This is a genomic window from Hafnia paralvei ATCC 29927 (assembly GCF_001655005.1).
Lineage (GTDB): Bacteria > Pseudomonadota > Gammaproteobacteria > Enterobacterales > Enterobacteriaceae > Hafnia > Hafnia paralvei.
Genome location: NZ_LXET01000046.1, coordinates 262,098 through 284,444, shown reverse-complemented (window position 1 = coordinate 284,444; position 22,347 = coordinate 262,098). Strand labels below are relative to the sequence as shown.

20 protein-coding genes are annotated in these 22,347 nt (G+C 48.6%); 14 read left to right on the top strand and 6 right to left on the bottom strand.

Features of this window, described 5'->3' with window-relative positions; all coding sequences use genetic code 11:
- Genes M988_RS22690 through M988_RS14935 form a run of 5 tightly spaced genes read left to right on the top strand, consistent with a single transcriptional unit; the run spans window position 1 to window position 5,466 of the window.
- Complete coding sequence (locus tag M988_RS22690) at window positions 1-1,974, top strand: phage tail-collar fiber domain-containing protein (RefSeq protein WP_082919463.1); 1,974 nt, start codon at window positions 1-3, stop codon at window positions 1,972-1,974.
- A 12-nt stretch (window positions 1,975-1,986) separates the two neighbouring features.
- Entirely contained in the window at window positions 1,987-2,511 is a 525-nt protein-coding gene (locus tag M988_RS14950) for a tail fiber assembly protein (RefSeq protein WP_064574741.1), read from the top strand.
- Entirely contained in the window at window positions 2,501-3,226 is a 726-nt protein-coding gene (locus M988_RS14945) for a hypothetical protein (RefSeq protein WP_064574738.1), read from the top strand. The genes M988_RS14950 and M988_RS14945 overlap by 11 nt, the downstream gene beginning before the upstream one ends.
- On the top strand, window positions 3,198-3,737 hold the full coding sequence (locus M988_RS14940) for a baseplate complex protein (protein ID WP_064574736.1): 540 nt from the start codon (window positions 3,198-3,200) through the stop codon (window positions 3,735-3,737). The genes M988_RS14945 and M988_RS14940 overlap by 29 nt, the downstream gene beginning before the upstream one ends.
- 7 nt (window positions 3,738-3,744) lie before the next feature.
- A complete protein-coding gene (locus tag M988_RS14935; RefSeq protein WP_064574734.1) occupies window positions 3,745-5,466 on the top strand; it encodes a hypothetical protein in 1,722 nt (573 codons plus the stop codon).
- Between the two features lie 545 nt (window positions 5,467-6,011).
- On the opposite strand, the gene M988_RS14930 is transcribed toward M988_RS14935, so the two are convergent.
- The 3 genes from M988_RS14930 to nadK all read right to left on the bottom strand — a co-directional run bounded on the left by M988_RS14930 (window position 6,012) and on the right by nadK (window position 9,352).
- Window positions 6,012-6,518, bottom strand: a complete 507-nt coding sequence (locus M988_RS14930; protein WP_064574733.1) for a hypothetical protein — start codon at window positions 6,516-6,518, stop codon at window positions 6,012-6,014.
- A gap of 196 nt (window positions 6,519-6,714) precedes the next feature.
- Window positions 6,715-8,376: a DNA repair protein RecN gene (recN, locus tag M988_RS14925; protein ID WP_008812627.1), complete on the bottom strand. Its 1,662-nt coding sequence runs from the start codon at window positions 8,374-8,376 to the stop codon at window positions 6,715-6,717.
- A 97-nt stretch (window positions 8,377-8,473) separates the two neighbouring features.
- The gene (nadK, locus tag M988_RS14920; protein ID WP_004847209.1) at window positions 8,474-9,352 is read right to left on the bottom strand and encodes an NAD(+) kinase; all 879 of its coding nucleotides are present in this window, start codon (window positions 9,350-9,352) and stop codon (window positions 8,474-8,476) included.
- Window positions 9,353-9,475: 123 nt separating this feature from the next.
- Between nadK and grpE the strand changes: the two genes are divergently transcribed.
- Window positions 9,476-10,063, top strand: coding sequence for a nucleotide exchange factor GrpE (gene grpE, locus M988_RS14915; RefSeq protein WP_008812628.1), 588 nt, complete (start codon window positions 9,476-9,478; stop codon window positions 10,061-10,063).
- A 54-nt stretch (window positions 10,064-10,117) separates the two neighbouring features.
- Here grpE and ung read toward each other — a convergent pair whose 3' ends face one another.
- Window positions 10,118-10,813 carry a uracil-DNA glycosylase gene (gene ung, locus M988_RS14910; RefSeq protein ID WP_008812629.1) on the bottom strand — a complete coding sequence of 232 codons (696 nt, stop codon included), beginning with the start codon at window positions 10,811-10,813 and terminating at the stop codon, window positions 10,118-10,120.
- 380 nt (window positions 10,814-11,193) lie between these two features.
- On the opposite strand from ung, the gene grcA reads away from it, so the two are divergent.
- Window positions 11,194-11,577: an autonomous glycyl radical cofactor GrcA gene (grcA, locus tag M988_RS14905; RefSeq protein WP_008812630.1), complete on the top strand. Its 384-nt coding sequence runs from the start codon at window positions 11,194-11,196 to the stop codon at window positions 11,575-11,577.
- 304 nt (window positions 11,578-11,881) lie between these two features.
- On the opposite strand, the gene srmB is transcribed toward grcA, so the two are convergent.
- The gene (gene srmB / locus M988_RS14900; protein ID WP_008812631.1) at window positions 11,882-13,210 is read right to left on the bottom strand and encodes an ATP-dependent RNA helicase SrmB; all 1,329 of its coding nucleotides are present in this window, start codon (window positions 13,208-13,210) and stop codon (window positions 11,882-11,884) included.
- A gap of 236 nt (window positions 13,211-13,446) precedes the next feature.
- On the opposite strand from srmB, the gene M988_RS14895 reads away from it, so the two are divergent.
- Complete coding sequence (locus tag M988_RS14895) at window positions 13,447-14,109, top strand: tRNA1(Val) (adenine(37)-N6)-methyltransferase (RefSeq protein ID WP_282107349.1); 663 nt, start codon at window positions 13,447-13,449, stop codon at window positions 14,107-14,109.
- 255 nt (window positions 14,110-14,364) lie between these two features.
- Window positions 14,365-15,744 (top strand): branched-chain amino acid transport system II carrier protein, encoded by a 1,380-nt coding sequence (gene brnQ / locus M988_RS14890; RefSeq protein ID WP_008812633.1) that lies wholly within the window; start codon window positions 14,365-14,367, stop codon window positions 15,742-15,744.
- Window positions 15,745-15,826: 82 nt separating this feature from the next.
- On the opposite strand, the gene nadB is transcribed toward brnQ, so the two are convergent.
- Complete coding sequence (nadB, locus tag M988_RS14885) at window positions 15,827-17,428, bottom strand: L-aspartate oxidase (protein ID WP_172635535.1); 1,602 nt, start codon at window positions 17,426-17,428, stop codon at window positions 15,827-15,829.
- Between the two features lie 214 nt (window positions 17,429-17,642).
- Here nadB and rpoE point away from each other — a divergent pair, with 214 nt between their 5' ends.
- From rpoE to lepA, 5 genes are all read left to right on the top strand, one after another.
- A complete protein-coding gene (gene rpoE / locus M988_RS14880; RefSeq protein ID WP_008812634.1) occupies window positions 17,643-18,218 on the top strand; it encodes an RNA polymerase sigma factor RpoE in 576 nt (191 codons plus the stop codon).
- Window positions 18,219-18,247: 29 nt separating this feature from the next.
- Entirely contained in the window at window positions 18,248-18,892 is a 645-nt protein-coding gene (rseA, locus tag M988_RS14875) for an anti-sigma-E factor RseA (RefSeq protein ID WP_035503207.1), read from the top strand.
- Entirely contained in the window at window positions 18,892-19,854 is a 963-nt protein-coding gene (gene rseB / locus M988_RS14870) for a sigma-E factor regulatory protein RseB (RefSeq protein WP_008812635.1), read from the top strand. Before rseA ends, rseB begins: the two co-directional genes overlap by 1 nt.
- The gene (gene rseC, locus M988_RS14865) at window positions 19,851-20,315 is read left to right on the top strand and encodes a SoxR-reducing system protein RseC (protein ID WP_039187291.1); all 465 of its coding nucleotides are present in this window, start codon (window positions 19,851-19,853) and stop codon (window positions 20,313-20,315) included. The genes rseB and rseC overlap by 4 nt, the downstream gene beginning before the upstream one ends.
- A gap of 132 nt (window positions 20,316-20,447) precedes the next feature.
- Window positions 20,448-22,241 carry a translation elongation factor 4 gene (lepA, locus tag M988_RS14860; protein WP_008812637.1) on the top strand — a complete coding sequence of 598 codons (1,794 nt, stop codon included), beginning with the start codon at window positions 20,448-20,450 and terminating at the stop codon, window positions 22,239-22,241.
- The last annotated feature ends 106 nt before the right edge of the window (window positions 22,242-22,347 follow it).

Here is a 22,347-nt window from a genome sequence, read left to right as displayed (position 1 = left end):
ATGTCACAAACTGTCATTACGCTAGCGTTTGAACGCTGGAAAGCGCAGCAAGCGATTAACAATAGTGCCGTGGTTTTAGATGAGTTTGTTTTAGCCAATGTGCCTAATCTTGATGTGGAAAGTCCGATTGACCGCGCCGAGCAGCTCCCAGAGGCGAAGTATATTGTCCATCGTCAAGCAGTCAGTGCAGCGGGCTTGGTGAATGAAAATTCCGTGGTCTATTCAGTCACTATGGGCGCGGATGTCGGTGATTTTGAGTTTAACTGGGTTGGTCTGATGAACAAGGCCACCGGCACGTTGGCGATGATTGTCCATGCGCCACTGCAAAGCAAAATCAAGAATGCCGAGGGCAAGCAAGGTAACGTGCTCACCCGCTCCTTTTTGATGGAGTACAACGGCGCGGCGTCAGAAACGCAGATCACAACACCCGCAGAAACATGGCAGATTGATTTCACCGCACGTCTTGCGGGGATGGATGAGCGCCAGCGCCTTGAGAACGTCGATATTTATGGCGCAGCGGCATTTTTTGGTGATGGTTTCTTAGTCACTCGTCAAGTTAGCCAATACAGCATTACGCAGGGGGCAGGCTACGTAGGTGGTCTGCGTTGCAAGCTATCGACCACGCAAAACATTACCGTGACGACCAAGCCGGTGAAAGTTTGGGCAGATGTGTGCTGGAAAGGCACGCTAACAAGTGTTTGGGCTGAAGAGCTGAAAATCACGGTAGCAAATACGCTGGCAAATTACGTGCAAGACGGTGTACAGCATTACGTGTACGCGGTCGCCAGCATTGATGCGAACGGCGTAATCACGGATTTACGTCCAAAAGGCACATTAGACGGCCAGCAGGGCAATAAAGACTTTTTGCGTATTGATAAAAGCCTGTCAGAAATCGCGGCGAAGGGGGAAGCTGCCCAGAAAAAAGCTATAGCGAACTTGGGGTTAACTCAAACCGTTGAACTAGCGGACGGCGCTTTACAGAAAGATGAAAACCTTTCAGATGTGCCCGATAAACCCAAAGCCCGCAAGAATTTAGAATTAGGTACCGCTGCAACATCCAATGTTCAAAAATCGGCTACGGATGGCACTGCCAATGCCTTGATGGCGAATGGTGCGTGGGGGATCGGTACGAGTGGTCTCATCATGAAAGATAGTGACATCCTATCGCCGACAAGCATTGGAAATGCGTTTTTCGTTCAAGGTGGTGGCGCTGATAATCATTTTGGCAGCTACGGCGCCGGTGTTCACATTTCTTATGGCACGGGAGGCGGTAATACCCTGCGGCTTACTGCGAATTTATTTGTCGATGCCTCTGGAAATCTGTCTGTTGAATGGTTGGAGGTTAACCGAAATGACGGGGCGGTTAAGGCGAAAAGGCTACAAAAACTTTATGGGCCATTGAATAAGCCCACTGCTACGGATATTTCAGCATTTCCAGTTCGTGGGATGATAGCTTCTGGAGTGAATCTAAATACCCTTACTGGAACAAAGGAAGGTTTTTATTATCAGCCTATGAACGCGTCTGCTACGGCGGCACTTAATTATCCAACTCAGGCGGCTGGTAGTTTGTGTGTCATTAAAAACGGCGCAAACGGTAATGATGGATGTATACAAGAATATCGTCCTTATAACAGCACAGTTATTTTCAGTCGAACTTACGATTTAGCCTCAAACAGATGGTCTGGCTGGGATTTTAGTTACAGTAAAAATAATCCACCTCCAGCACCCGATTTAAGACCCTATATAACGACATCAGCGGCTGATAATCGGTATATCCAAAATACCCAAATGGGCGCTGAAGAGTATAAGGATATCCCTTACCCCGGCCAAGCAAGTCTACCGTGGGGTGCCTGTATTACTGCGATAGTAGGTACAACTAAAAGTACAGGTTCGGGGATTTCATTTCATATCTCTCGGGTCTATTTCCGTCGCTTGCAAAAATATATCGGTGGCTCTTGGAAAAACTTCGCATAAGGGAAATACGGCATGATTTATAAAAATTTTACACCGTGCACCAACGAACGCACTGAGGATGGCGCGCTACACCTCCAGTCTGAGGACGGTCAAGATTGGTATGACGTACGAGAAAAGTTAAGCGCGGAAAAGCTAAAAATTGCATATCAAGCGGATGGTGTTATCCGTCAGCAAAGCTACAACGCGGTTGAGTTATTCCCTGAAAATCTTTCTATTGCGGAAGTGAGCAAGAAAAGTATCCCGAATGATTTTCCAGAGCGGCTTGACGGTAATTGGATTTTTGACGGCAAGAAAATCACACCGCGTGTAATCCCAAAATCCGAACTCATTGCGCAGGCCGAAGAAACCCGCGCGCAGCTCATGGCCGAGGCAAATCAAAAAATCGCGCCGCTACAGGCCGCATTAGACGTAGGCATGGCGACTGATGAAGAATTAGTCCAGCTCAAAGCGTGGAAAACCTACTTAGTGTTACTCAGTCGCATGGATACCAGCAATGCGCCAGATATTGAACTGCCAGAGGTACCCGATGTGGCGTGAAGCAAAAATCGCGTTTCCTGATGAGCTATCGGCACTCAGCTGCGCAATAGTTCCTGCCCACCCTTGGGTATATGGTTTGGGGCAGATTACCGATTCAGGCAATTATTTAAGCCCTGTCAATGCGTTGGCTTATTTATCCAAGAAGCTTGCTGTTAGCGCTGAAGAAACAAATGTTATTGTTTTTATGATCGCAGAACATGACCACAGCAATTTTATGCAGGGATTATCGCAACTGGCTGAGGTGTTCCCCGCGCCGGCATTTACTCAGGTCAGCAGAATGGCAAAGGCAGCGTTTGAGCTGAGCACAGTCAAAATGCAGCTACCAAGCAAGAACAGTGGCGCACTACCTGCGGCAGTCCCGTTATCGGTCGCAACCAATCGCGCTGCATTGAATGCACAGCGTGTGGCAAAAGCTCAGATAGACGCTGCAGTACAGACGAATACGGCAAAATTACAATTGCAGGTTGGCGAATTTATCCAAGCGCGTGCGGGCATGTTGAAAACTATTAGCGACGGTTTAGAGACGTTGAAAGGCGCAAGCGCTAATGCGTGGGTCTTTACCCATACAGGCAGCATGATAAACGCCGCCGTTGAATTACTTAAAAATATCCCCCGAGCCACAGCCGTGCATACGGTCGCGCTGATGTTCATCGGCGATAACTTGGCGGGGTTGGAGAAAATGATCCATGAGCCAAGCCGCGTTACTCGCTCTTGATGGTGAGGGGATCAGCATGAAGAATATGCTGGTTTCACCGTCAATGCAGTTTCAAGAAAAAGACCAATCCGGGCAGACCTCAAGCACCGCGAACGCAGAGCAAGGTATAAAAGCCAAAGAGCTGCGCGTATCGGGTCTGATTACGTTTGATGAGCAACCTGTGTTACAGCGATTATTTCAGTTAGCGTCAGCGACGGAATCTAGCGGAGCGCTCAAGAAGTACCGCGTTGCTAATGAAACCGCCGCCGCCATTAATTTTCGTGAAGCCACTTTCACAGGCACTATTGAAGCCACCCCACAAGAAGATCGCCTCGCTTGGCAGGTGAGTTTTACCTTACGTGAAAAGGTTAGCGTGCCGGAGAAGCGAGAAGCCAGAAAAGGCAATAAGACAACCAGCACAAAACAGACAGGTGCGGCAGGTGGCAAAGGTACGTCAGCTGAAGAAGGGCCGGAAACGCTGAGTTGGTTTGAAGCTAAAGTATTAAAACCCGTTAATGATGCGCTGGGGTAAATAACCGATGAAACCTATTAAACGCCTTTACCTATCAGCAGACAGTGTTCACCTCGCTGACGTCAACATTATGTTGGAGATTAACGCCTGTGGACGCGGCTTTATTACAGCGAAAACGCAGACTGATTACACAGGAAAAATGGTGCGGCTTGATGTGGGGTATGATGGCCTTGTCCTGCGGTGGTTCACCGGCTATGTAGAGCGATCACAACCAGCTGATAATGGCTCTGTACGTCTTTTCGTTCGTGAGCTGATCGGCGTGTTTGAAAAACTATGGCCGTGCTCATTCCAGCACCCAACACTAAGACAAATCACCGATTGGCTGACTGAACAAACAGGACTGAAGGTTAGCCCACCGGAGAGCGCCGCCTATGCTGACAAACCTATACCCCATTTCACCCACAGCGGAACCGGCTACCAACTGTTAGCAAGTTTGGGGCCTGCGTTTTCCATACCGGATTACCAATGGTACCAACTTCCCGATGGTGGCATTTTCGTTGGTGCGGCTGAACATGGGTTAATGGCGGGCAAACCGGTTGAAATCCCCAACGAGTTTAGCCAAACCACGGCGGGCGGTAACTCAATGACCGTACCACTTATTCAAAGTCTTCGCCCTGGTGCCGAGGTTAACGGCCAGCGCTTAAATCAGGTACGTCTCGAAAATGACAATATGACGCTTTCTTGGGTACCACGAAATAAGGCTACGGGTAAGCCTTTGCAAAAAGCGCCAATACAACGCCAGATGGAAAGCGCCTTCCCTGAATTAGCCTCCGGGCTACATTTGCCTAAGATGGCCCGTGTTGAGGCCCCTAGCGAAGATGTATCGAGCGGTGATATTTCCGATCAGTTCCGCCCCCGCTATGCTGTTGACTTGCAGCTGTTAGACGCGGACGGCAACCCAGCAACCGATACGCCAATTTATCCTGCAGTGCCGTTGCCAGTTCCTATGGCGGGCAGTGAGTCCGGCATGTTCCAATTTCCCCCACCGGGCACGTTGGTTGAAGTGGGATTTACAGGCGGACGCCCAGACAGGCCATTTGTACGGCAGACGATGCCACAAGGGCAGAACCTGCCCGATGTGAAGCCGGGCGAACAGCTCCAACAACAGCGTGATGGTGTATCACAGCGTGTGACGGTTGCAGGCGATTGGGTTCGCCAAACTGATCAGACGATAAGTGAAACCTCAATGAAGCGAGAAGTTAAGTCTGACGAGGAAACCCGCACTATTGTTGTCCGAGAAACCACAGTCCAAGCTACCGACAAGACAACGGTTTTAGGCACATCGACGTTACTAGCCGGTGCCGTGGTACAGGTGAGCCAAGGCGATTACAGCTTGGGAACGTCAGGGGCATTAACGGTAACGTGTCAGACAATGGCCGTTGATGTCACCAATGACGCAAAACGAATGATTGGCGGAAACCTTAGCGACACCATCAAGGGGGAAGCGACAATCAGCGTTGGGAGTTCACTGACGGAAAAAATAGCCGGAATTCGTCGCAGTGTCGCGCAGTCTCAAGAACTCATCGCCCCCGTAGTAAAGCTGGGGAGCGATAGCATAAACGTACTGACATTGCTTACCGACACGCTTGATGTGCTCAATGAGTTAGCCACCCAAGCAGCCAACCACACACACCCGAGCACAGGTCAAAGTCAGCAGGCGGCACAGTTCACCGCAACCGCCCAGAAGACCAGAGTGTTAGCTAAGAAATACGGCCCACTCATTGCGTAAACGTCGCATGATTTAAACGCCACACAAAGCCCACCACGCCCAATCAATCAACAAGGCCGACAACGTTCGGCCTTGTTTGCATTCGTCGCGCCATAACCCGCAGAGGAAACAGAAACCCACAGACGAAAGCGAGTGTCAGACGAAAACGGCGCTACACCGCACCCGCCTGCACGATTTGGATCTAAAAAATTTTGCAAAAGAATTTTTGCGCAAACGCACCGCCAGCCAGCGCCGACGCTGGGCTTGATGCATCTGAGTGCTTTTGCACTCTGTGCAAGCATTTGCAAAAGTTTGCAAAAAGTCAGCCTATCGCCTCGGCTAACGTTTTGTTTAACATCATGTTTTAAAAAGGATCTCTTTGCTTTTCGTCTGGATCTTTGCGGGTAGGGTTACGGGGTAGGGTTGAGGTCATTTATTTCTATGAGGTCAGGCGGGACGCGGCTTGTAGGTGAGTTGGCGAGGCTAGAACATATTGCAAAACTTTGCGCAAAAGGATCTATCATAAAGCCGCCCGCATATGCGGGCGGATAGTTCAGTTCATAAGTTTAGAGTTTGCCGCTTTCGATTTTGAAATCGACCAACTCTTTATTTTTCAGGTCATATGTACAGTAATATGTCATTGTTGTTTTGGCATTAAATCCATTTGTGAACTTAACTTTGTCCCCAATGAAGGTCATTCTATTTTTCGATTGATTATATTGGGAGTGACTAAACATCGGTGTAAACATTCCGTCAGTCCATTCAAACTCATACTTAGATGATTTTTCAATAACAGGCCTGCATAGGCTTGAAACTTGTATCCAGTTTTTTTCAAAGATGCAGGTATCATCACTGGCTTTACAGTCTTTTGCTGCGGCTGTTTTGGTTTTGGCTGGGGTGGTTTCATCATCGCCAAAGTACCAATAGAGACCAGTCCCAACCACGATAACAACGGCCAAGCCTGCAAGTGCGTGCCACCAACGCTCACCCGGTTTTTTTACACCACAATGCGGACATACTTTCGCACTATCGGACACTTCTTTTTTGCATTCTTTGCATGTAGTCATTGCCATAAATCATCTCCTATGAAAATTAATTCAATATGTTATGTAAGTCCTTAATGTTCGTATGACATTTTCGCTACTATCCGTGGTATTTCAAATTTTTTAGACAATAAAAACTACATGCGTGGTCAAGTTGTGGATCTGATTTTAATTAAATTCAATAAAAACAACTAATTGAATATTCATATAAAAAAGTTGAGCTTTTTTATGCGGCAAGCAGTTCTTTTGCATTTGCCAGCGTATTACGCGTCACTTCACTTCCGCCCAACAGGCGCGCCAGCTCTTGTAAACGAGCCTTTTTATCGAGTGGCTGCATAGTGGTTTCAGTTTCTGAGCCGTCAGTCTGTTTGCTGACATAAAAATGTTGGTGTCCACATCCTGCAACTTGAGGTAAATGGGTCACACACATAACCTGTGTAGATTCGCCAAGTTGACGCAACATCTTACCGACAATTGCCGCGGTTGGTCCACTGATGCCCACGTCTACTTCATCGAAGATGAGTGCCGGAGTATCCATTTTTTGTGCGGTGATAACCTGAATAGCCAGTGCGATACGTGATAGTTCACCGCCTGACGCGACTTTAGCCAGAGGCTGTAGAGGCTGGCCGGGGTTAGTCGTTACGCTGAATTCAATGCGGTCAGCACCGTCAGCGGTGAGCGCTTCAGGCATGAAATTCACGTCAATAGCGAATTGTCCATGAGGCATTGATAGCTCGTGCATGCTATGAGTGATTAACGAGGAGAGCTCCTGCGCGAACTCGACCCGCTGCTGGTGCAACTGCTGTGCTAGCGAAAGTGCTTGCTGGTGATGAATATGCACATTCTCTGCTAGCTGTTCCTGTTCGCTCTCTTGCTGACAGAGAGACTGCTGCTCGTCTAGTAATTGCTGATGGAACTGTGGCAACTCTTCTGGCGAAACGTGGTGTTTTCTGGCTAATGCAATTTGGCGAGAAATACGCTGCTCTAATTCATAGAGGCGTGCAGGATCCATATCGATGTTATCGCCATAGTGACGTAACTCGTTGCTGGCCTCTGATATTTGGATCGAGGCTTCTTCAAGCATATCTAGAAGCGGTGAAAACTGACTGTCGTAGCTAATCAATTCGGACACATTTTGTTTTGCACTGTGCAAGAGACTCAGAATATTGCCGTCTTCAGCCTCCGAAAGCATGTTGAGCGCTCGCTGACTGATGGTTAACAACTGCCCACTATTGGCTTGGCGCTTATATTCCTCATCGATTTGTTCATACTCACCCGCCTGAGGAGCAAACTCATTGAGCTCTTTTAACTGATATTGCAGCAGCTGTTTACGTGATTCACGCTCTGCTACCTGTTTTTGATGGTGCGTTAGCAAACGGCAGCTATGGTGCCATTGACGATAGGCCGCCTGCATTTCAGCCAACAGTTCTGATTGATTGCTGTAGGCATCAAGCAGATGCTTTTGATGTTCGGATTTGAGTAGCAACTGATGCGCGTGCTGACCGTGGATCTGGATCAGATGCTGACCTAACTCACGCAGCTGTGAAAGGGGAACCGCGGTGCCGTTAATAAAACCCCGCGAGCGGCCATCGGCGCTGATAACGCGTCGGAGCAGGCATTCGTTGCTGTCATCCAACTGGTTCTGTTCAAGCCATTGGCGCGCTGAGGGGGTGTCCGCCAAAGAGAAACGAGCGCAAATATCGGCTCTAGGCGTATTTAAACGCACCATAGCCGCTTCTGAGCGTCCTCCAAGGCATAAGCCCAAGGCATCGATAGCAATAGACTTACCTGCGCCAGTTTCGCCAGTGATAGCGGTCATTCCGCGTTGGAAGTCGATTTCAAGTTCACGAACAATAGCAAAATTAGAAATGGTCAGTTGCGTCAGCATTCGAAATTCCCCTGTACGGAATCACATAACTGTATTTAACTACAGTATAAACTGGTTTTTTATACAGTAAAGTAGCTGACGAAAAAATTTTCTTAATTTAGAAAAGTTTTTTAGACCACCCTAACTTGGTGCTTAATGTATTGAAATAGTTGTAGTCTTTGGGATGTATCAAGTTTAAATGAAATTGGCTACGCTGAATCATCACTTCTTCTCCTTGCTGAATTGGCAGGGCTATCTGGCTGTCACAGCTGATTTCCAGATCGTTGCTGAAGTGGCTAAAGCGGAGATGGATTTTGCTGTTACTATCGATAACAAGAGGTCTGGCGGATAGCGTATGAGGAAACATAGGCACCAGTGCGATGGCATCTAGGGTTGGGGTCAGAATAGGCCCCCCGGCAGATAATGAGTAGGCGGTAGAGCCTGTAGGGGTTGAGATGATTAGGCCGTCAGAGCGTTGTGAGAAGGCAAAGTTTTCATTGATATAAACTTCGAACTCAATCATATGAGCCACTTTACCAGGGTGTAATACTACCTCGTTGATCGCGGTGCTCATGCGTCTTTGTTGTTGCTCGCGGCACACCTGGACTTCAAGTAAAAAGCGTTGCTCGCTAAAATATTCGCCGTCGAGGACGTCAGAAAGCTGTTGTTTAGCGTTATCGGGATCGAGGTCGGTAAGAAAACCCAGGTTGCCACGGTTTACACCGATAACTTTGATATCGTAGCGCGCCAGAATGCGTGCCGCGCCGAGCATATTGCCATCGCCGCCGACGACGACAGCGAGATCGGCCTGCTGCCCAATGTCTGCCAAACTGCCTGTAGTCGCGTTTTCCAACTTGAGGTCGTGTGCAATTTGGTGTTCGACGATCACCGGATAGCCTTTACCGACGAGCCAGTTAAACAGCATCTCATGCGTGGCCAGTGCCGCAGGATGACGCGGATGACCGACCAGACCGATACATTCAAATTTTTTATTCATGCAGTGGTTTTCCTACTGAGTGCAATTTAATGACTCTCATTATGCGCGGTTCTCTTGAATCGCCAGCTTTCATCCCCATAATAAGCCAAGTAGCGAGATTAATGCCAAACCGCGGAGAATTTCATGAGTAGTAAAGAACAGAACATGTCGAATGAGCAAGCCTCACAAGAAATGGAAAACGGACAAGAGCAGCACGAACAGGCTCAGGTCGATGCGGCAGACGTAGTCGATGTGCGCGATGAGCGCATTGCTGAACTGGAAGCTCAGTTGCAGGAAGCCGCTCAGCGTGAGCGTGATTCTGTTATGCGTGCCCGCGCAGAAGCTGACAATATTCGCCGTCGTGCCGAGCAGGACGTAGAGAAGGCGCATAAATTCGCTTTAGAGAAGTTCTCTAACGAACTGTTGCCAGTGATTGACAGCTTGGAGCGTGCGTTGGATCTGGCGGATAAATCCAATCCAGATTTAGCGGCGATGATTGAAGGCATCGAATTGACGCTGAAATCTATGCTGGATGCCGTGCGTAAGTTCGGCGTAGAGCAGGTGGGTGAAGTCAATGTTCCGTTTAATCCTGAAGTGCATCAGGCAATGACGATGATGGAATCCGATCAGCATGAACCAAACCAAGTCATGATGGTTATGCAAAAAGGCTATACCTTAAATGGCCGCCTGATCCGTCCAGCGATGGTTGCGGTATCTAAAGCTAAGGCTTGATCGATATCCTAAAAATCAAAAACCAGTCGATCGACTGGTTTTTTTTCGCCTGAACTATTCCTCGCTACCGTTTTCCGGTAAGCGGGGCTGCCAGTCAATCGGCGTAAGCCCCTGTTCAATCAGGAGTCGATTGGTTTGTGAGAAATGGTGGCAGCCTAAGAAACCGCGGTGTGCAGACAGCGGTGATGGATGGGGTGCCTTCAACACGCGGTGGCGCTGCGTATCGATAATGCTGCCTTTCTTTTGCGCATGGGCTCCCCACAACAAGAACACAATCCCTGAACGATGTTCGTTAAGCGCTGCGACAACTTTATCTGTGAAGGTTTCCCAACCGAGCTTAGCGTGCGAGTGCGCTTGACCACGCTCGACGGTTAACACGGTATTGAGTAGTAAAACACCTTGGTCGGCCCAGCTTTTTAGATAGCCGTGATTAGGGATTTGAAATCCTTCAATATCGGTTTGTAGCTCTTTATACATATTCATGAGAGAAGGGGGCGCGGGAATGCCTGGGCGAACGGAAAAAGAGAGTCCGTGTGCCTGATTTGGCCCGTGATAGGGGTCTTGTCCAAGGATGACGACTTTAACGTCATTAAATTCGGTGAAGCGAAAAGCGTTAAATACATCTTTCTGCGGTGGATAAATGGTCTTACCGGCTTGGCGCTCTGCCGCAACGAAAGCAAGCGTGTCGTGAAAATAGGGCTTTTCTTTCTCGGCACCGATGACATCGTGCCAGTTTAGTGGAGAAGTCATCTTCACTTCCTCTTTGTTTATACGGAAATTATCTGGCGGTAGCTTACCGTTTCAAGCGATGAAGTTAAACCGTGAAGAAAATTTAACCACGTGCAGGTTAGCCACTGGGTGAGTGTTTTTTGAACGAAAATTAAATTTTTTTTGAAAATTTACAAAAATAGAAAAGTCTCCGCGAAATGGTTAAATTTGATGTAAAACATAAATTTGCCCAAATTGGTAAAATGACCACCATGAAAAAATTGATTTAAATCAAAGAAAACCCCACTCTATATTGGTATATAGAACATCAAGACAACATTGGTTTTACCAAATGGCCGATGTTAAGGCCGTAAACGAAGAAATTAATCCCAGATTTTTTGCTCTATTGACGGAGGCAACAAATGATTCAAGGTATTCAGATCACTAAAGCTGATAATGCAGACCTGATGAACTCTTTCTGGCTGCTTGATACAGATAAAAATGAAGCACGCTGCGTATGTGCTAAAGCAGGCTATGCAGAAGACCAGATCGTTGCAGTAAGCGAGTTGGGTCAAATCGAATATCGCGAAGTCCCTTTGGATATCAAACCAACTGTACGTGTGGAAGGCGGTCAGCACTTGAACGTTAACGTTCTGCGCCGTGAAACTCTGGAAGATGCCGTTAAGCACCCAGAAAAATATCCACAGCTGACTATTCGTGTTTCTGGCTATGCGGTGCGTTTCAACTCACTGACTCCAGAACAGCAGCGTGACGTTATCGCTCGTACCTTTACTGAAAGCCTGTAATTTCAGGTTTGAGGCAATAGGACATAGCAAAAAGGAGCTGAAAAGCTCCTTTTTTACGTCTGTAGCCCAGAGAACTTTGCTAAATAGTACAAAATAGCTGCACAGCATGTTGTTGCATAATTAATGTTATTTGCATTCTATTTCATTATATTAATTCCACTCTTCATCGAATTTTTAGTGCGCGAACTGGGAAAAGAATCAGAAAAAATAGTCTGGCTGGATTTAATCTCGTAGCGGTAAAATTGTTGGTGTTAGGATGAAAAAAAACCGCCATTAAAGGCGGTTTTTTTGTTAGCTCGCTGATTTATTCTTCAGTTGGAGTCACTGACTGTGCGGCTTTAGGCTTACGGCGTTTTCCGACATTTTTACTATCGCGGTGACGCACTTTTACCTTTTTATCTTTCTTCTCTTCGTCTTTTTTCTCTTGGCGCTTGAGCAGCGTCTTCTTAGACGGCTTACCTTTGTTCTTCTCGCTTGGCGGCTTGGTGGTTGGACGAAGTTCGTCAACCACGCGAGATTTAATTTGCTCTTCGACATAGCGGCTGATTTTGCCCAGCAGCAGATGGTCATGAGCTTCCACCAGAGAAATTGCGATGCCTTTACGACCTGCGCGACCGGTACGGCCAATACGGTGTAGATAGGTGTCAGCGGTGCGTGGCATATCGAAGTTGAAGACGTGGCTGATGTCTGGGATATCCAGACCACGCGCGGCGACGTCGGTTGCAACCAACACGTTCACTCGGCCATCAAGCATGCGCTTCATGGCTTCATTACGCTTAGCCTGCACCATCTCGCCTTCTAAGTAGCAGGAGTTGATACCCGCTTCGCGCAGCCAGCCTACCAGTTCATGCACGCGCTCGCGCTTACGCACGAAAATAACGGATTTGGTGACTTCAGGCTCTTTTAGCAAATGACACAGCAGCTTGGTTTTGTGCTCAAGAGTATCGGCGCGGTAATACCATTGCTGGATCTTCTTACGCTCACGGCGTGAAGGATCGGCTTCGATTTCGACAGGATCCTGCAGCAGACGCTCAGAGAACTCTTTAATTGCGTCGCCTTCCAGCGTTGCTGAGAACAGCATAGTCTGTTTACGCCAGCGAGTTTCTGCAGCGATGGTTTCGATATCTTGTGCAAAACCCATGTCGAGCATGCGGTCTGCTTCATCAAGGATCAGGGTTTCAACCGCGCGGCAATCGAAGTTTTCTTCTTTGATGTATTGCAGCAGACGACCAGTGGTTGCAACCACGATGTCTTGATTTTCGCTGAACACTTCAGCGTGATTCATGTAGGCAACGCCACCGGTGATGGTCGCGATATCCAAATTTGTATGTTTAGCCAATTCGATGGCTTGCTCGGCAACCTGCATTGCCAATTCACGCGTTGGAGTCAGCACCAATACACGTGGTGGGCCGGATTTTTTACGCGGGAAGTCGAGCAGGTGCTGCAATACTGGCAGCAAATAGGCGACGGTTTTCCCGGTTCCGGTAGGTGCTGAACCCAGAACGTCGCGACCGTCCATTGCCGGAGGAATGGCGGCAGCTTGAATGGCTGTCGGGCGGTCATAGCCTTTGTCGCGCAATGCGTCGAGTAGGCGTTCATCGAGTTCGAGTTCGGAAAAATTGCTTGCTGTCATGGTCTACCTCTACTTGGGGCGCCGATTATAGACGGGTTGGGGCAGATGTTCACCCATTAAAGCGGGGGAATTAGTATGTTTGCACCGATCCCGCCTTTGCGAATCTATGGGGATATTTTATGCTATGCGACCAAAAATAAGGAGTTACTGTGACTCAACGCCCATCAGAATCAGTACCATTGCGCCGTAACGGATTCACATTTAAGCAATTTTTCGTTGCACACGATCGCTGTGAGATGAAGGTCGGTACCGATAGTATTTTGTTAGGCTCGTGGACTGACATCAGCAATCTCGATGGAAAAATACTGGATATCGGCACAGGCAGCGGTCTTTTAGCTTTGATGCTGGCGCAGCGTACCACAGATGTCGTGCAAATTGATGCCGTTGAACTAGACCAAAACGCGGCCACTCAGGCAGCAGAAAATTTTGTCCTGTCGCCGTGGGCCAATCGAATGCGGGTTCACACCTGTTCATTACAGGCTTTTGCCGCGCAAACCTCCGAACGTTATGACCTGATTGTGAGCAATCCGCCTTACTATCCGCAGGGAGTAGAGTGTCGCAATGTGAGTCGCAATACCGCTCGTTATACCTCGGAGCTTAGCCACCAATCATTGCTAAAGCATGCGAGAGAATTGGCTACAGATAATGGCAGAATGGCCGTCGTTCTCCCTACTGATGTAGGCGTAAGCTTTATTCAGACAGCGGCTCAAGAAGGGTGGTTTATACTGCACTACACTGAAATTGCAGAATTTGACGATAGAGTCGCGCGACGTTCACTGATGTTGTTTGGTTCCAAGCCTGTAAATCAGCAGTCAGATCGACTAGTGATCCGCGATAAAAGCAGTGAATACTCCCATGATTTTCGCCTGTTAACGAAAGATTTTTACCTTTTCTTCTGAGTCTGTTGCTTTGGTTAGCATAATATTTCACTATCAGACTCAGATGCGGTAATTCACCGCAATTTTGTTCTGATAGGAAAGGCTGAAATAATTAACAGGCTCAGGGAGTGGGCGTTCATTGTCGAATTATCTCTAGTAGTGCCATTTCCCTTTGTATTACTCCTTTCTTAGTCAGATCCCTATTGAGCTTTAGTGAATAACTGGCGTACGTGTCTGCTGCGTATACGTCCAGAAAAATTTATAAGAGGGCAGACTATGCAACAACGTTTATCTACGGCTGACACCATGGGGTTAGGGTTAATGACCTTTGCTTTTTTTCTGGGCGCAGGAAACATCATTTTTCCTCCATTAGAAGGTCAGATGGCAGGGCATAACGTACTTTATGCTATGGGCGGTTTTTTGCTCACTGCTGTGGGTTTGCCGTTACTCTCTATTATTGCCGTTGCTCGGGCGGGTGGCGGTTTGCCGTCCATGACTCACGATCTGCCGAAAGGGACAGGTACTTTTGCCGCTGTTTTGTTATTTATCATTATCGGTCCAGCTTTTGCCGCTCCGCGAACCGGCTTGGTCGCTTTTGAAATGGCGGTAAAACCGTTGCTGGTTAGCTCAGGTAGCTACAGCGATACGCCGGTGACGCTGGGTAGCCTGACTCTGGATGGTTTACAAATGTTAGTTACCGCGCTGTTTTTTGCAGTGACGCTGATGCTTGCATGGAGCCGTGGCAAACTGATCGATAGTATTGGCAAGTTCTTGACGCCGATGTTGTTTTTGCTGCTGGTGGTCTTGGCGCTAGGCGTGATTTTCAAACCGCAAGGGGACATCGTAGCGCCGGTAGCGGCCTATGAGCAGATGGCATTTTCTAAAGGTTTTATCAGCGGCTACAACACTATGGATACCTTTGCTGCGCTGATGTTTGGGATGTTGCTGGTTGATGTATTGCGCGGTAAGGGTGTGACTGAGCCGAAGGCTTGCTTCCGCTATTTGAGCATTGCGGGTGTGATTGCTGCGCTCGGTCTGGCGTTTGTATATATCTCCCTGTTTTGGCTGGGGGCGACCTCTTCAACAATTGCTGGTGGAGCCGATAACGGTGGCGTTGTGCTGGCGGCGTATGTGAAGGCGTTATTTGGTCAGCCAGGTCAGTGGATTTTATCATTAGTGGTCATGCTGGCATGTTTAACTACGGCGGTGGGCTTAGTCAGCGCCTGTGCGGACTATTTCTCCACCTTAACGCCGCTGCGCTACCGTCATTGGGTCATTGTATTGTGTCTCATTTGTGCGGTGGTGGCTAACGTTGGGCTGAGCCGTTTGATTGCACTGTCGGTTCCCGTGTTAATGGCATTGTATCCGTTGGCGATTGCCTTGGTGGCTCTGACTTTTGTGCGACGCTGGTTACGTAATCCGGTTCTGGGATATCGTCTGGTTATGCTGGTTGCGTTGCTGTGCAGCTTGCTGGATGGTGCGCGTGCCGCAGGCGTTGAGTCCATCGGTTGGTTAGCTCGCCTGCTGGATTGGCAAATGGCGGCGATGCCGCTGGCCGCAGAAGGTATGGCGTGGGTTCTACCCACGTTTATTATGCTGGTGTTGGCTTTCTTCTTGCCTGCGAAAAGCCGTAATCAGAAAGTGGCTTTGGCTTAATAACGTCCTTGTGATGAATAAGCCACCTTCTCTGAAGGTGGCTTTAACTATTTTAATCCGCCTTAGGGCTCTTAAATCCGCTTCAGGGCTGCAAAATCGTTGGCTTAGGCTCTGCTAATAGATCGGGATAGTCGAGAGTGTAGTGCAATCCTCGGCTTTCTTTTCGTTCCATCGCACAACGCACCATTAGCTCCGCGACTTGAACCAGATTGCGCAGCTCTAAAAGGTTATTTGAGATGCGGAAGTTTGCATAGTACTCGTCAATCTCCTGCTGCAACATTTGAATGCGGCGCAGCGCGCGCTCCAGACGTTTTGTGGTACGAACGATACCAACGTAATCCCACATAAACAGGCGCAGCTCATGCCAGTTATGTTGGATCACGACGCGCTCATCGGAATTGTAAACTCGGCTGTCATCCCACTCGGGTAAACTTGGCGCAAGGCTGGTTTGCGGCAGGCGTTGCAAAATGTCCTGTGAAGCCGACCACGCGTAGACCACGCACTCCAGTAAGGAATTAGACGCCATACGATTAGCGCCATGTAGGCCGGTATAACTCACTTCACCAATCGCATAGAGTCCTTCCAAGTCAGTACGCCCTTGATGATCGACCATCACTCCACCGCAGGTGTAATGTGCCGCGGGTACGATAGGTATAGGTTCTTTGGTGAGATCCAACCCCAAATCCAGCAGTTTTTCATAGATCATCGGGAAGTGCTGCATGATGAAGTCAGCGGGTTTGTGGCTGATGTCTAAATACATGCAGTCGGCGCCAAGACGTTTCATCTCATGGTCGATAGCGCGTGCGACGATATCGCGTGGTGCGAGTTCACCGCGTTCGTCGAAGTCGGGCATGAAACGCGAACCGTCAGGGCGCTTAAGAAAAGCCCCTTCGCCGCGCAAAGCTTCGGTGAGCAGGAAGTTTCTGGCCTGTGGGTGATACAAACAGGTGGGATGGAATTGGTTAAATTCGAGATTTGCAATGCGGCAGCCAGCGCGCCACGCCATAGCAATACCGTCACCTGAAGAGATATCTGGGTTGGTCGTGTATTGATAAACTTTAGCGGCGCCGCCGGTCGCTAGCACCACGGTGCGGGCGCGCAAAGTTTCGACCCGCTCTAGATCGCGGTTCCATACATAGGCGCCGACTACACGTTGGGTCCCCGGTAAACCGATCTTCTTGGAGGTAATGAGGTCAACGGCGTTATAACGCTCGCACACACGAATATTGGGGTGTGCATTTGCTTTCTGCACCAGCGTGGTCTCTACTTCTTTACCAGTAGCATCTGCGCTGTGCAGAATTCGGCGATGGCTATGGCCGCCTTCACGCGTGAGGTGATAGCGTGATTCGCCAGCGGGACTCATTTCGGTATCGAACAGCACGCCTTGATCGATAAGCCATTGCACGCAATCCTTTGCGTTACGGGCAATAAATTCAACGGCAGAGGGTTCGCACAGCCCTGCGCCCGCAATCAGTGTATCTTGTACGTGTGATTCAATGCTGTCCGTTTCATCGAATACGGCCGCAATGCCACCCTGAGCATAAAATGTGGCACCTTCATTGAAGGGACCTTTGCTCAGCACGGTGACTTTACAATGTTCGGCAAGGCGTAAAGCGAGTGAAAGTCCGGCAGCTCCGCTACCGATAATCAATACATCGTTAAAATGTTCTGAATTTGGTTGCATAGGTTGTGGTGTGTGCAGCTGAAAAGTGAAAATCATGTTAGCCTATGCCAACGTGTAAATGCACGGCTAATGAACAACGAATATAAAAACAGCATCGTACGGAACTTTTTAGTACGTATGAACTCTAAGCTAGTGCTTGCTCAGGATCGATTGAGACAACTGGCAGTACAATTTATTCATGCGTGGAGAGAGATTTGAGGAGAGATTACCTCGGATGAGCGAGCAGTTAACGGATCAGGTGCTGGTCGAGCGAGTCCAGAAAGGAGACAAGAAGGCTTTTAACTTACTGGTAGTTCGCTATCAGCATAAAGTTGCGAGTCTCGTATCCCGTTACGTGCCGTCAGGCGATGTTCCTGATGTGGTACAGGAGTCGTTTATCAAAGCTTATCGTGCGCTGGAATCTTTCCGCGGCGAAAGTGCTTTTTACACCTGGCTTTATCGTATTGCTGTGAATACAGCTAAAAATTACCTGGTTGCTCAGGGGCGACGTCCGCCATCAAGCGATGTTGATGCCAGCGAGGCTGAAAACTTCGAAAGTGCGGGTGCATTGAAAGAAATTTCGAACCCTGAGAACTTAATGTTGTCAGATGAACTGAAGCAGATCGTTTTCCGAACCATAGAGTCTCTTCCTGAGGATTTGCGTATGGCAATCACCCTCAGAGAATTGGATGGTTTAAGCTACGAAGAAATAGCTGCCATTATGGATTGTCCGGTTGGAACAGTACGTTCCCGTATTTTCCGGGCGAGGGAAGCCATTGATAATAAAGTTCAACCGCTGATACAGCGTTAATGATGCGGGCACAGGAAGGGTATTTAGGCATGCAGAAAGAACAACTTTCGGCTCTGATGGATGGTGAAGTGGTGGATAGTGAACTGATCGGTTCACTTGGCAAAGACGACGCACTTCAGCAAACGTGGAAGAGCTATCACCTGATACGTGACACCCTGCGTGGTGACGTCAGCGACGCGATCGAGTTTGATATTTCTGATCGTATTGCTGCGGCGCTCGATGATGAACCGGTTCGTCTGGTTCCCAACGCTATTCCCGAATCTCAGCCTCAGCCTCACAGCTGGAAAGATATGCCGTTCTGGAGCAAGGTTCGTCCTTGGGCCAGTCAAATCACTCAAATTGGTATCGCTGCCTGCGTTTCACTGGCGGTTCTAGTGGGTGTGCAACAGTATAATCAGCCAGCAGGTGGCGTGAGTGATTCAGATGCCCCTGCATTTAATACTTTGCCGATGGGCGGCCAAGCTTCCCCTGTAAGCTTTGGTGTTCCAAATGAAAGTACCAATGCGAATGGACAGCAGCAGGTTCAGCAGCAGCGTAAGCGTATAAATGCTATTTTGCAGGATTACGAACTGCAGCGCCGCTTGCATACCGAACAGTTGCAGATGGACAATGGTAATACGCAGGCGTCAGTTCAGGTGCCAGGAACTCTGTCATTAGGAACTCAACAGCAGTAATGAAGCAATTTTGGTTCGCCATCAGCTTATTCGCTGGTAGCCTGTTTGTCTCTAACATCGCCTCAGCGGAAGATTCGTCTGAGGCGATGTTGCAACAGATGAACAGCGCCAGTCAGTCACTCAGCTATGAGTTAGCGTACATCAATATCACCAAACAGGGGATTGAGTCGTTACGCTATCGCCATGCCATTTTCAATAAACAACTGTTATCTCAGCTTTTGCAGATGGATGGACCGCGACGTGAAGTTTTACTGCGTGGCAATGAAATCAGCTATTTTGAGCCTGGGCTTGAGCCATTTACGCTTAATGGTGATCACATTGTTGACGCTTTGCCGTCGATTATTTTCTCCGATATCAAACAGTTGCGTCAGTACTACAATTTTATATCCGTAGGCCGAACCCGCGTTGCCGATCGTCCATGCGAAGTGATCCGCATTGTCTCGCGCGATGGCCTGCGCTTTAGCTATATCGTTTGGATTGATGAAAGTTCTAAGCTACCGTTACGCGTCGATTTACTCGATCGCGATGGAGAAACGCTGGAACAGTTCCGAGTGATCTCCTTTACCGTTGGCGATCAGGTCACCGCCGCGATGTCGAGTTTGGCTCAACTGACTTTACCTCCGCTGTTGAAACTACCAGCAACGGATAAGGTTGATTTCAGTTGGAGAACCTCTTGGCTACCGCAAGGCTTCAAGGAAGTTTCTCGTAGTCGCCGGACATTACCAACATTATCAGAGCCGGTAGAATCGCGTCTGTATAGCGATGGTCTATTTAGCTTCACCGTCAATATCAGCAGCGCAGCTTCCGGTGCTGCGGTGAGCGAACAGTTCTTACGCCAAGGACGCCGCACTATTCATACTGAGACTCGTAACAATGTTGATATTACCGTTGTTGGGGAATTGCCGCCTGCTACGGCTAAACGAGTCGCGAATAGCATTGTCCTCGATGGTCGTAAATCATGATGCGCGAATGGGCAACGGTGACATCCTGGCATCAGGGGGTTGCGACGTTAAACTGTGAACAGCGTTCTAGTTGTGGATCATGTGGTGCGAAAAACACCTGTGGCACGGCGGTTTTCGATAAAATTAATCCACAGTCTCAGCATCAATTGCAGGTTGAAATTGATCAGCCGTTAGAGCCTGGGCAAAAAGTTGAAATCGGTATTACCGAGGCCAACTTGTTGCGTTCTGCAGTTTTGGTTTATCTCACACCGCTATTAGGTCTTATTATTGGCGGCGGTGTCGGGCAGTCAGTTATGCACACTGATGCATGGGCTGCGTTAGGCGCTTTAGTGGGCGCAGGTGCTGGTTTTATGTTTGCGCGTATTAAGGCGAAAAGATTGAGTGACCGGCAAGATTATCAGCCGATAGTTTTACAAGTCGGTTTGCCCCCTTCTATGATCCGCACCCCCACGAATATCTAGGTTTTACCGGGTTCGATGTGTAGAATGCATCGAATCTGGCAAATTACCGCCAAACGTTAAACCATCGCTTTGAACCCATCAGTGTGTCCTTAGGCGAGTAATCTAGAAATCATCAGGCAAAATATCTTAATAATGAAGCATATACGAAATTTCTCCATTATCGCACATATTGACCACGGTAAGTCGACACTGTCTGACCGTATTATTCAGATTTGTGGCGGTTTGACTGACCGTGAAATGGCAGCGCAAGTTCTGGATTCTATGGATCTGGAACGTGAGCGCGGCATCACTATTAAAGCGCAGAGCGTGACGCTCGACTATAAAGCACAGGATGGTGAAACTTATCAGCTGAACTTCATTGATACCCCAGGACACGTTGACTTCTCTTATGAGGTTTCTCGTTCACTGGCGGCATGTGAAGGGGCATTGTTGGTGGTTGACGCGGGTCAGGGTGTTGAAGCTCAGACTTTGGCGAATTGCTACACCGCAATGGAAATGGATCTGGAAGTTGTCCCTGTTCTAAACAAAATTGACCTGCCTGCGGCCGATCCCGATCGTGCGGCACAAGAAATTGAAGATATCGTCGGTATTGATGCGATGGACGCCGTACGTTGCTCGGCAAAAACCGGTGTCGGAGTACCTGAGGTTCTTGAGCGTTTGGTGCGTGATATTCCACCGCCAGAGGGTGATCCAGACGGTCCATTGCAGGCGCTGATCATCGACTCATGGTTCGATAACTACTTGGGCGTGGTGTCTTTGATCCGTATTAAAAACGGTTCACTGCGCAAAGGTGAAAAAGTTAAGGTGATGAGTACGGGTCAGGCTTATAACGCTGACCGCCTCGGTATCTTCACGCCTAAGCAAATCGATCGTGATGTGTTGAACTGCGGCGAAGTTGGCTGGTTAGTTTGCGCAATTAAAGATATTCACGGCGCTCCAGTCGGCGATACCTTGACGCTGGCCCGTAATCCAGCGGAGAAATCGCTGCCAGGCTTCAAAAAAGTGAAGCCTCAGGTTTATGCCGGTCTGTTCCCTGTCAGCTCTGATGATTACGAAGCTTTCCGTGATGCGTTAGGGAAACTCAGCCTTAACGATGCTTCCCTGTTCTATGAGCCAGAAACCTCGACGGCGTTGGGCTTTGGTTTCCGCTGTGGTTTCTTGGGCTTATTGCACATGGAAATCATTCAGGAGCGTCTGGAGCGTGAATACGATCTGGATCTCATCACAACGGCGCCAACGGTTGTATACCAAATTGAAACGACCAGTGGTGATGTGATCTTTGTTGATAGCCCGTCCAAGCTACCACCTATCAACAATATCGAAGAGCTTCGTGAGCCTATTGCTGAATGTCATATGCTGTTACCGCAAGAGTATCTTGGTAACGTTATTACGCTTTGCATTGAGAAGCGTGGTGTCCAAACTAACATGGTATACCACGGCAATCAGGTTGCACTGACTTACGAAATTCCTATGGCCGAAGTGGTTCTGGACTTCTTTGACCGTCTGAAATCAACGTCCCGTGGTTATGCGTCATTGGATTACAGCTTTAAACGCTTCCAGCAGTCTGACATGGTTCGCGTTGATGTCTTGATCAACAACGAACGAGTGGATGCTCTCGCGTTAATCACCCACCGCGACAACGCGCAGTATCGTGGTCGTGAGCTGGTTGAGAAGATGAAAGAGCTGATCCCACGCCAGCAGTTTGATATTGCTATTCAGGCGGCTATCGGCAACCAGATCATCGCACGTTCGACCGTTAAGCAATTGCGTAAAAACGTTCTGGCTAAGTGCTACGGCGGTGACGTCAGCCGTAAGAAAAAACTGTTGCAGAAACAGAAAGACGGTAAGAAACGTATGAAGCAGGTCGGTAACGTCGAACTGCCGCAGGAAGCCTTCTTGGCGATTCTGCATGTTGGTAAAGACTAAAGTTCTATGATGAGCGGCACCCATTTCAGGTGCCGTTCTCATTGAGAGGCTTATACCCATAAGACTTCAGAAAGTAGCAGTATGAAAGCCTATGGGGATATTTAAG

Excerpts from the sequence above, each read along its gene's own strand:
- M988_RS22690 (WP_082919463.1), top strand. The coding sequence starts at position 1 with ATGTCACAAACTGTCATTACGCTAGCGTTTGAACGCTGGAAAGCGCAG.
- nadB (WP_172635535.1), bottom strand. The coding sequence starts at position 17,428 with ATGCAACCAAATTCAGAACATTTTAACGATGTATTGATTATCGGTAGC.
- ung (WP_008812629.1), bottom strand. The coding sequence starts at position 10,813 with ATGACTTCTCCACTAAACTGGCACGATGTCATCGGTGCCGAGAAAGAA.
- grpE (WP_008812628.1), top strand. The coding sequence starts at position 9,476 with ATGAGTAGTAAAGAACAGAACATGTCGAATGAGCAAGCCTCACAAGAA.
- M988_RS14895 (WP_282107349.1), top strand. The coding sequence starts at position 13,447 with ATGAAGGTCGGTACCGATAGTATTTTGTTAGGCTCGTGGACTGACATC.
- M988_RS14940 (WP_064574736.1), top strand. The coding sequence starts at position 3,198 with ATGAGCCAAGCCGCGTTACTCGCTCTTGATGGTGAGGGGATCAGCATG.
- M988_RS14950 (WP_064574741.1), top strand. The coding sequence starts at position 1,987 with ATGATTTATAAAAATTTTACACCGTGCACCAACGAACGCACTGAGGAT.
- rseC (WP_039187291.1), top strand. The coding sequence starts at position 19,851 with ATGATGCGCGAATGGGCAACGGTGACATCCTGGCATCAGGGGGTTGCG.
- recN (WP_008812627.1), bottom strand. The coding sequence starts at position 8,376 with ATGCTGACGCAACTGACCATTTCTAATTTTGCTATTGTTCGTGAACTT.
- rseB (WP_008812635.1), top strand. The coding sequence starts at position 18,892 with ATGAAGCAATTTTGGTTCGCCATCAGCTTATTCGCTGGTAGCCTGTTT.
- M988_RS14945 (WP_064574738.1), top strand. The coding sequence starts at position 2,501 with ATGTGGCGTGAAGCAAAAATCGCGTTTCCTGATGAGCTATCGGCACTC.
- nadK (WP_004847209.1), bottom strand. The coding sequence starts at position 9,352 with ATGAATAAAAAATTTGAATGTATCGGTCTGGTCGGTCATCCGCGTCAT.
- srmB (WP_008812631.1), bottom strand. The coding sequence starts at position 13,210 with ATGACAGCAAGCAATTTTTCCGAACTCGAACTCGATGAACGCCTACTC.
- M988_RS14930 (WP_064574733.1), bottom strand. The coding sequence starts at position 6,518 with ATGGCAATGACTACATGCAAAGAATGCAAAAAAGAAGTGTCCGATAGT.
- lepA (WP_008812637.1), top strand. The coding sequence starts at position 20,448 with ATGAAGCATATACGAAATTTCTCCATTATCGCACATATTGACCACGGT.
- rpoE (WP_008812634.1), top strand. The coding sequence starts at position 17,643 with ATGAGCGAGCAGTTAACGGATCAGGTGCTGGTCGAGCGAGTCCAGAAA.
- brnQ (WP_008812633.1), top strand. The coding sequence starts at position 14,365 with ATGCAACAACGTTTATCTACGGCTGACACCATGGGGTTAGGGTTAATG.
- M988_RS14935 (WP_064574734.1), top strand. The coding sequence starts at position 3,745 with ATGAAACCTATTAAACGCCTTTACCTATCAGCAGACAGTGTTCACCTC.
- rseA (WP_035503207.1), top strand. The coding sequence starts at position 18,248 with ATGCAGAAAGAACAACTTTCGGCTCTGATGGATGGTGAAGTGGTGGAT.
- grcA (WP_008812630.1), top strand. The coding sequence starts at position 11,194 with ATGATTCAAGGTATTCAGATCACTAAAGCTGATAATGCAGACCTGATG.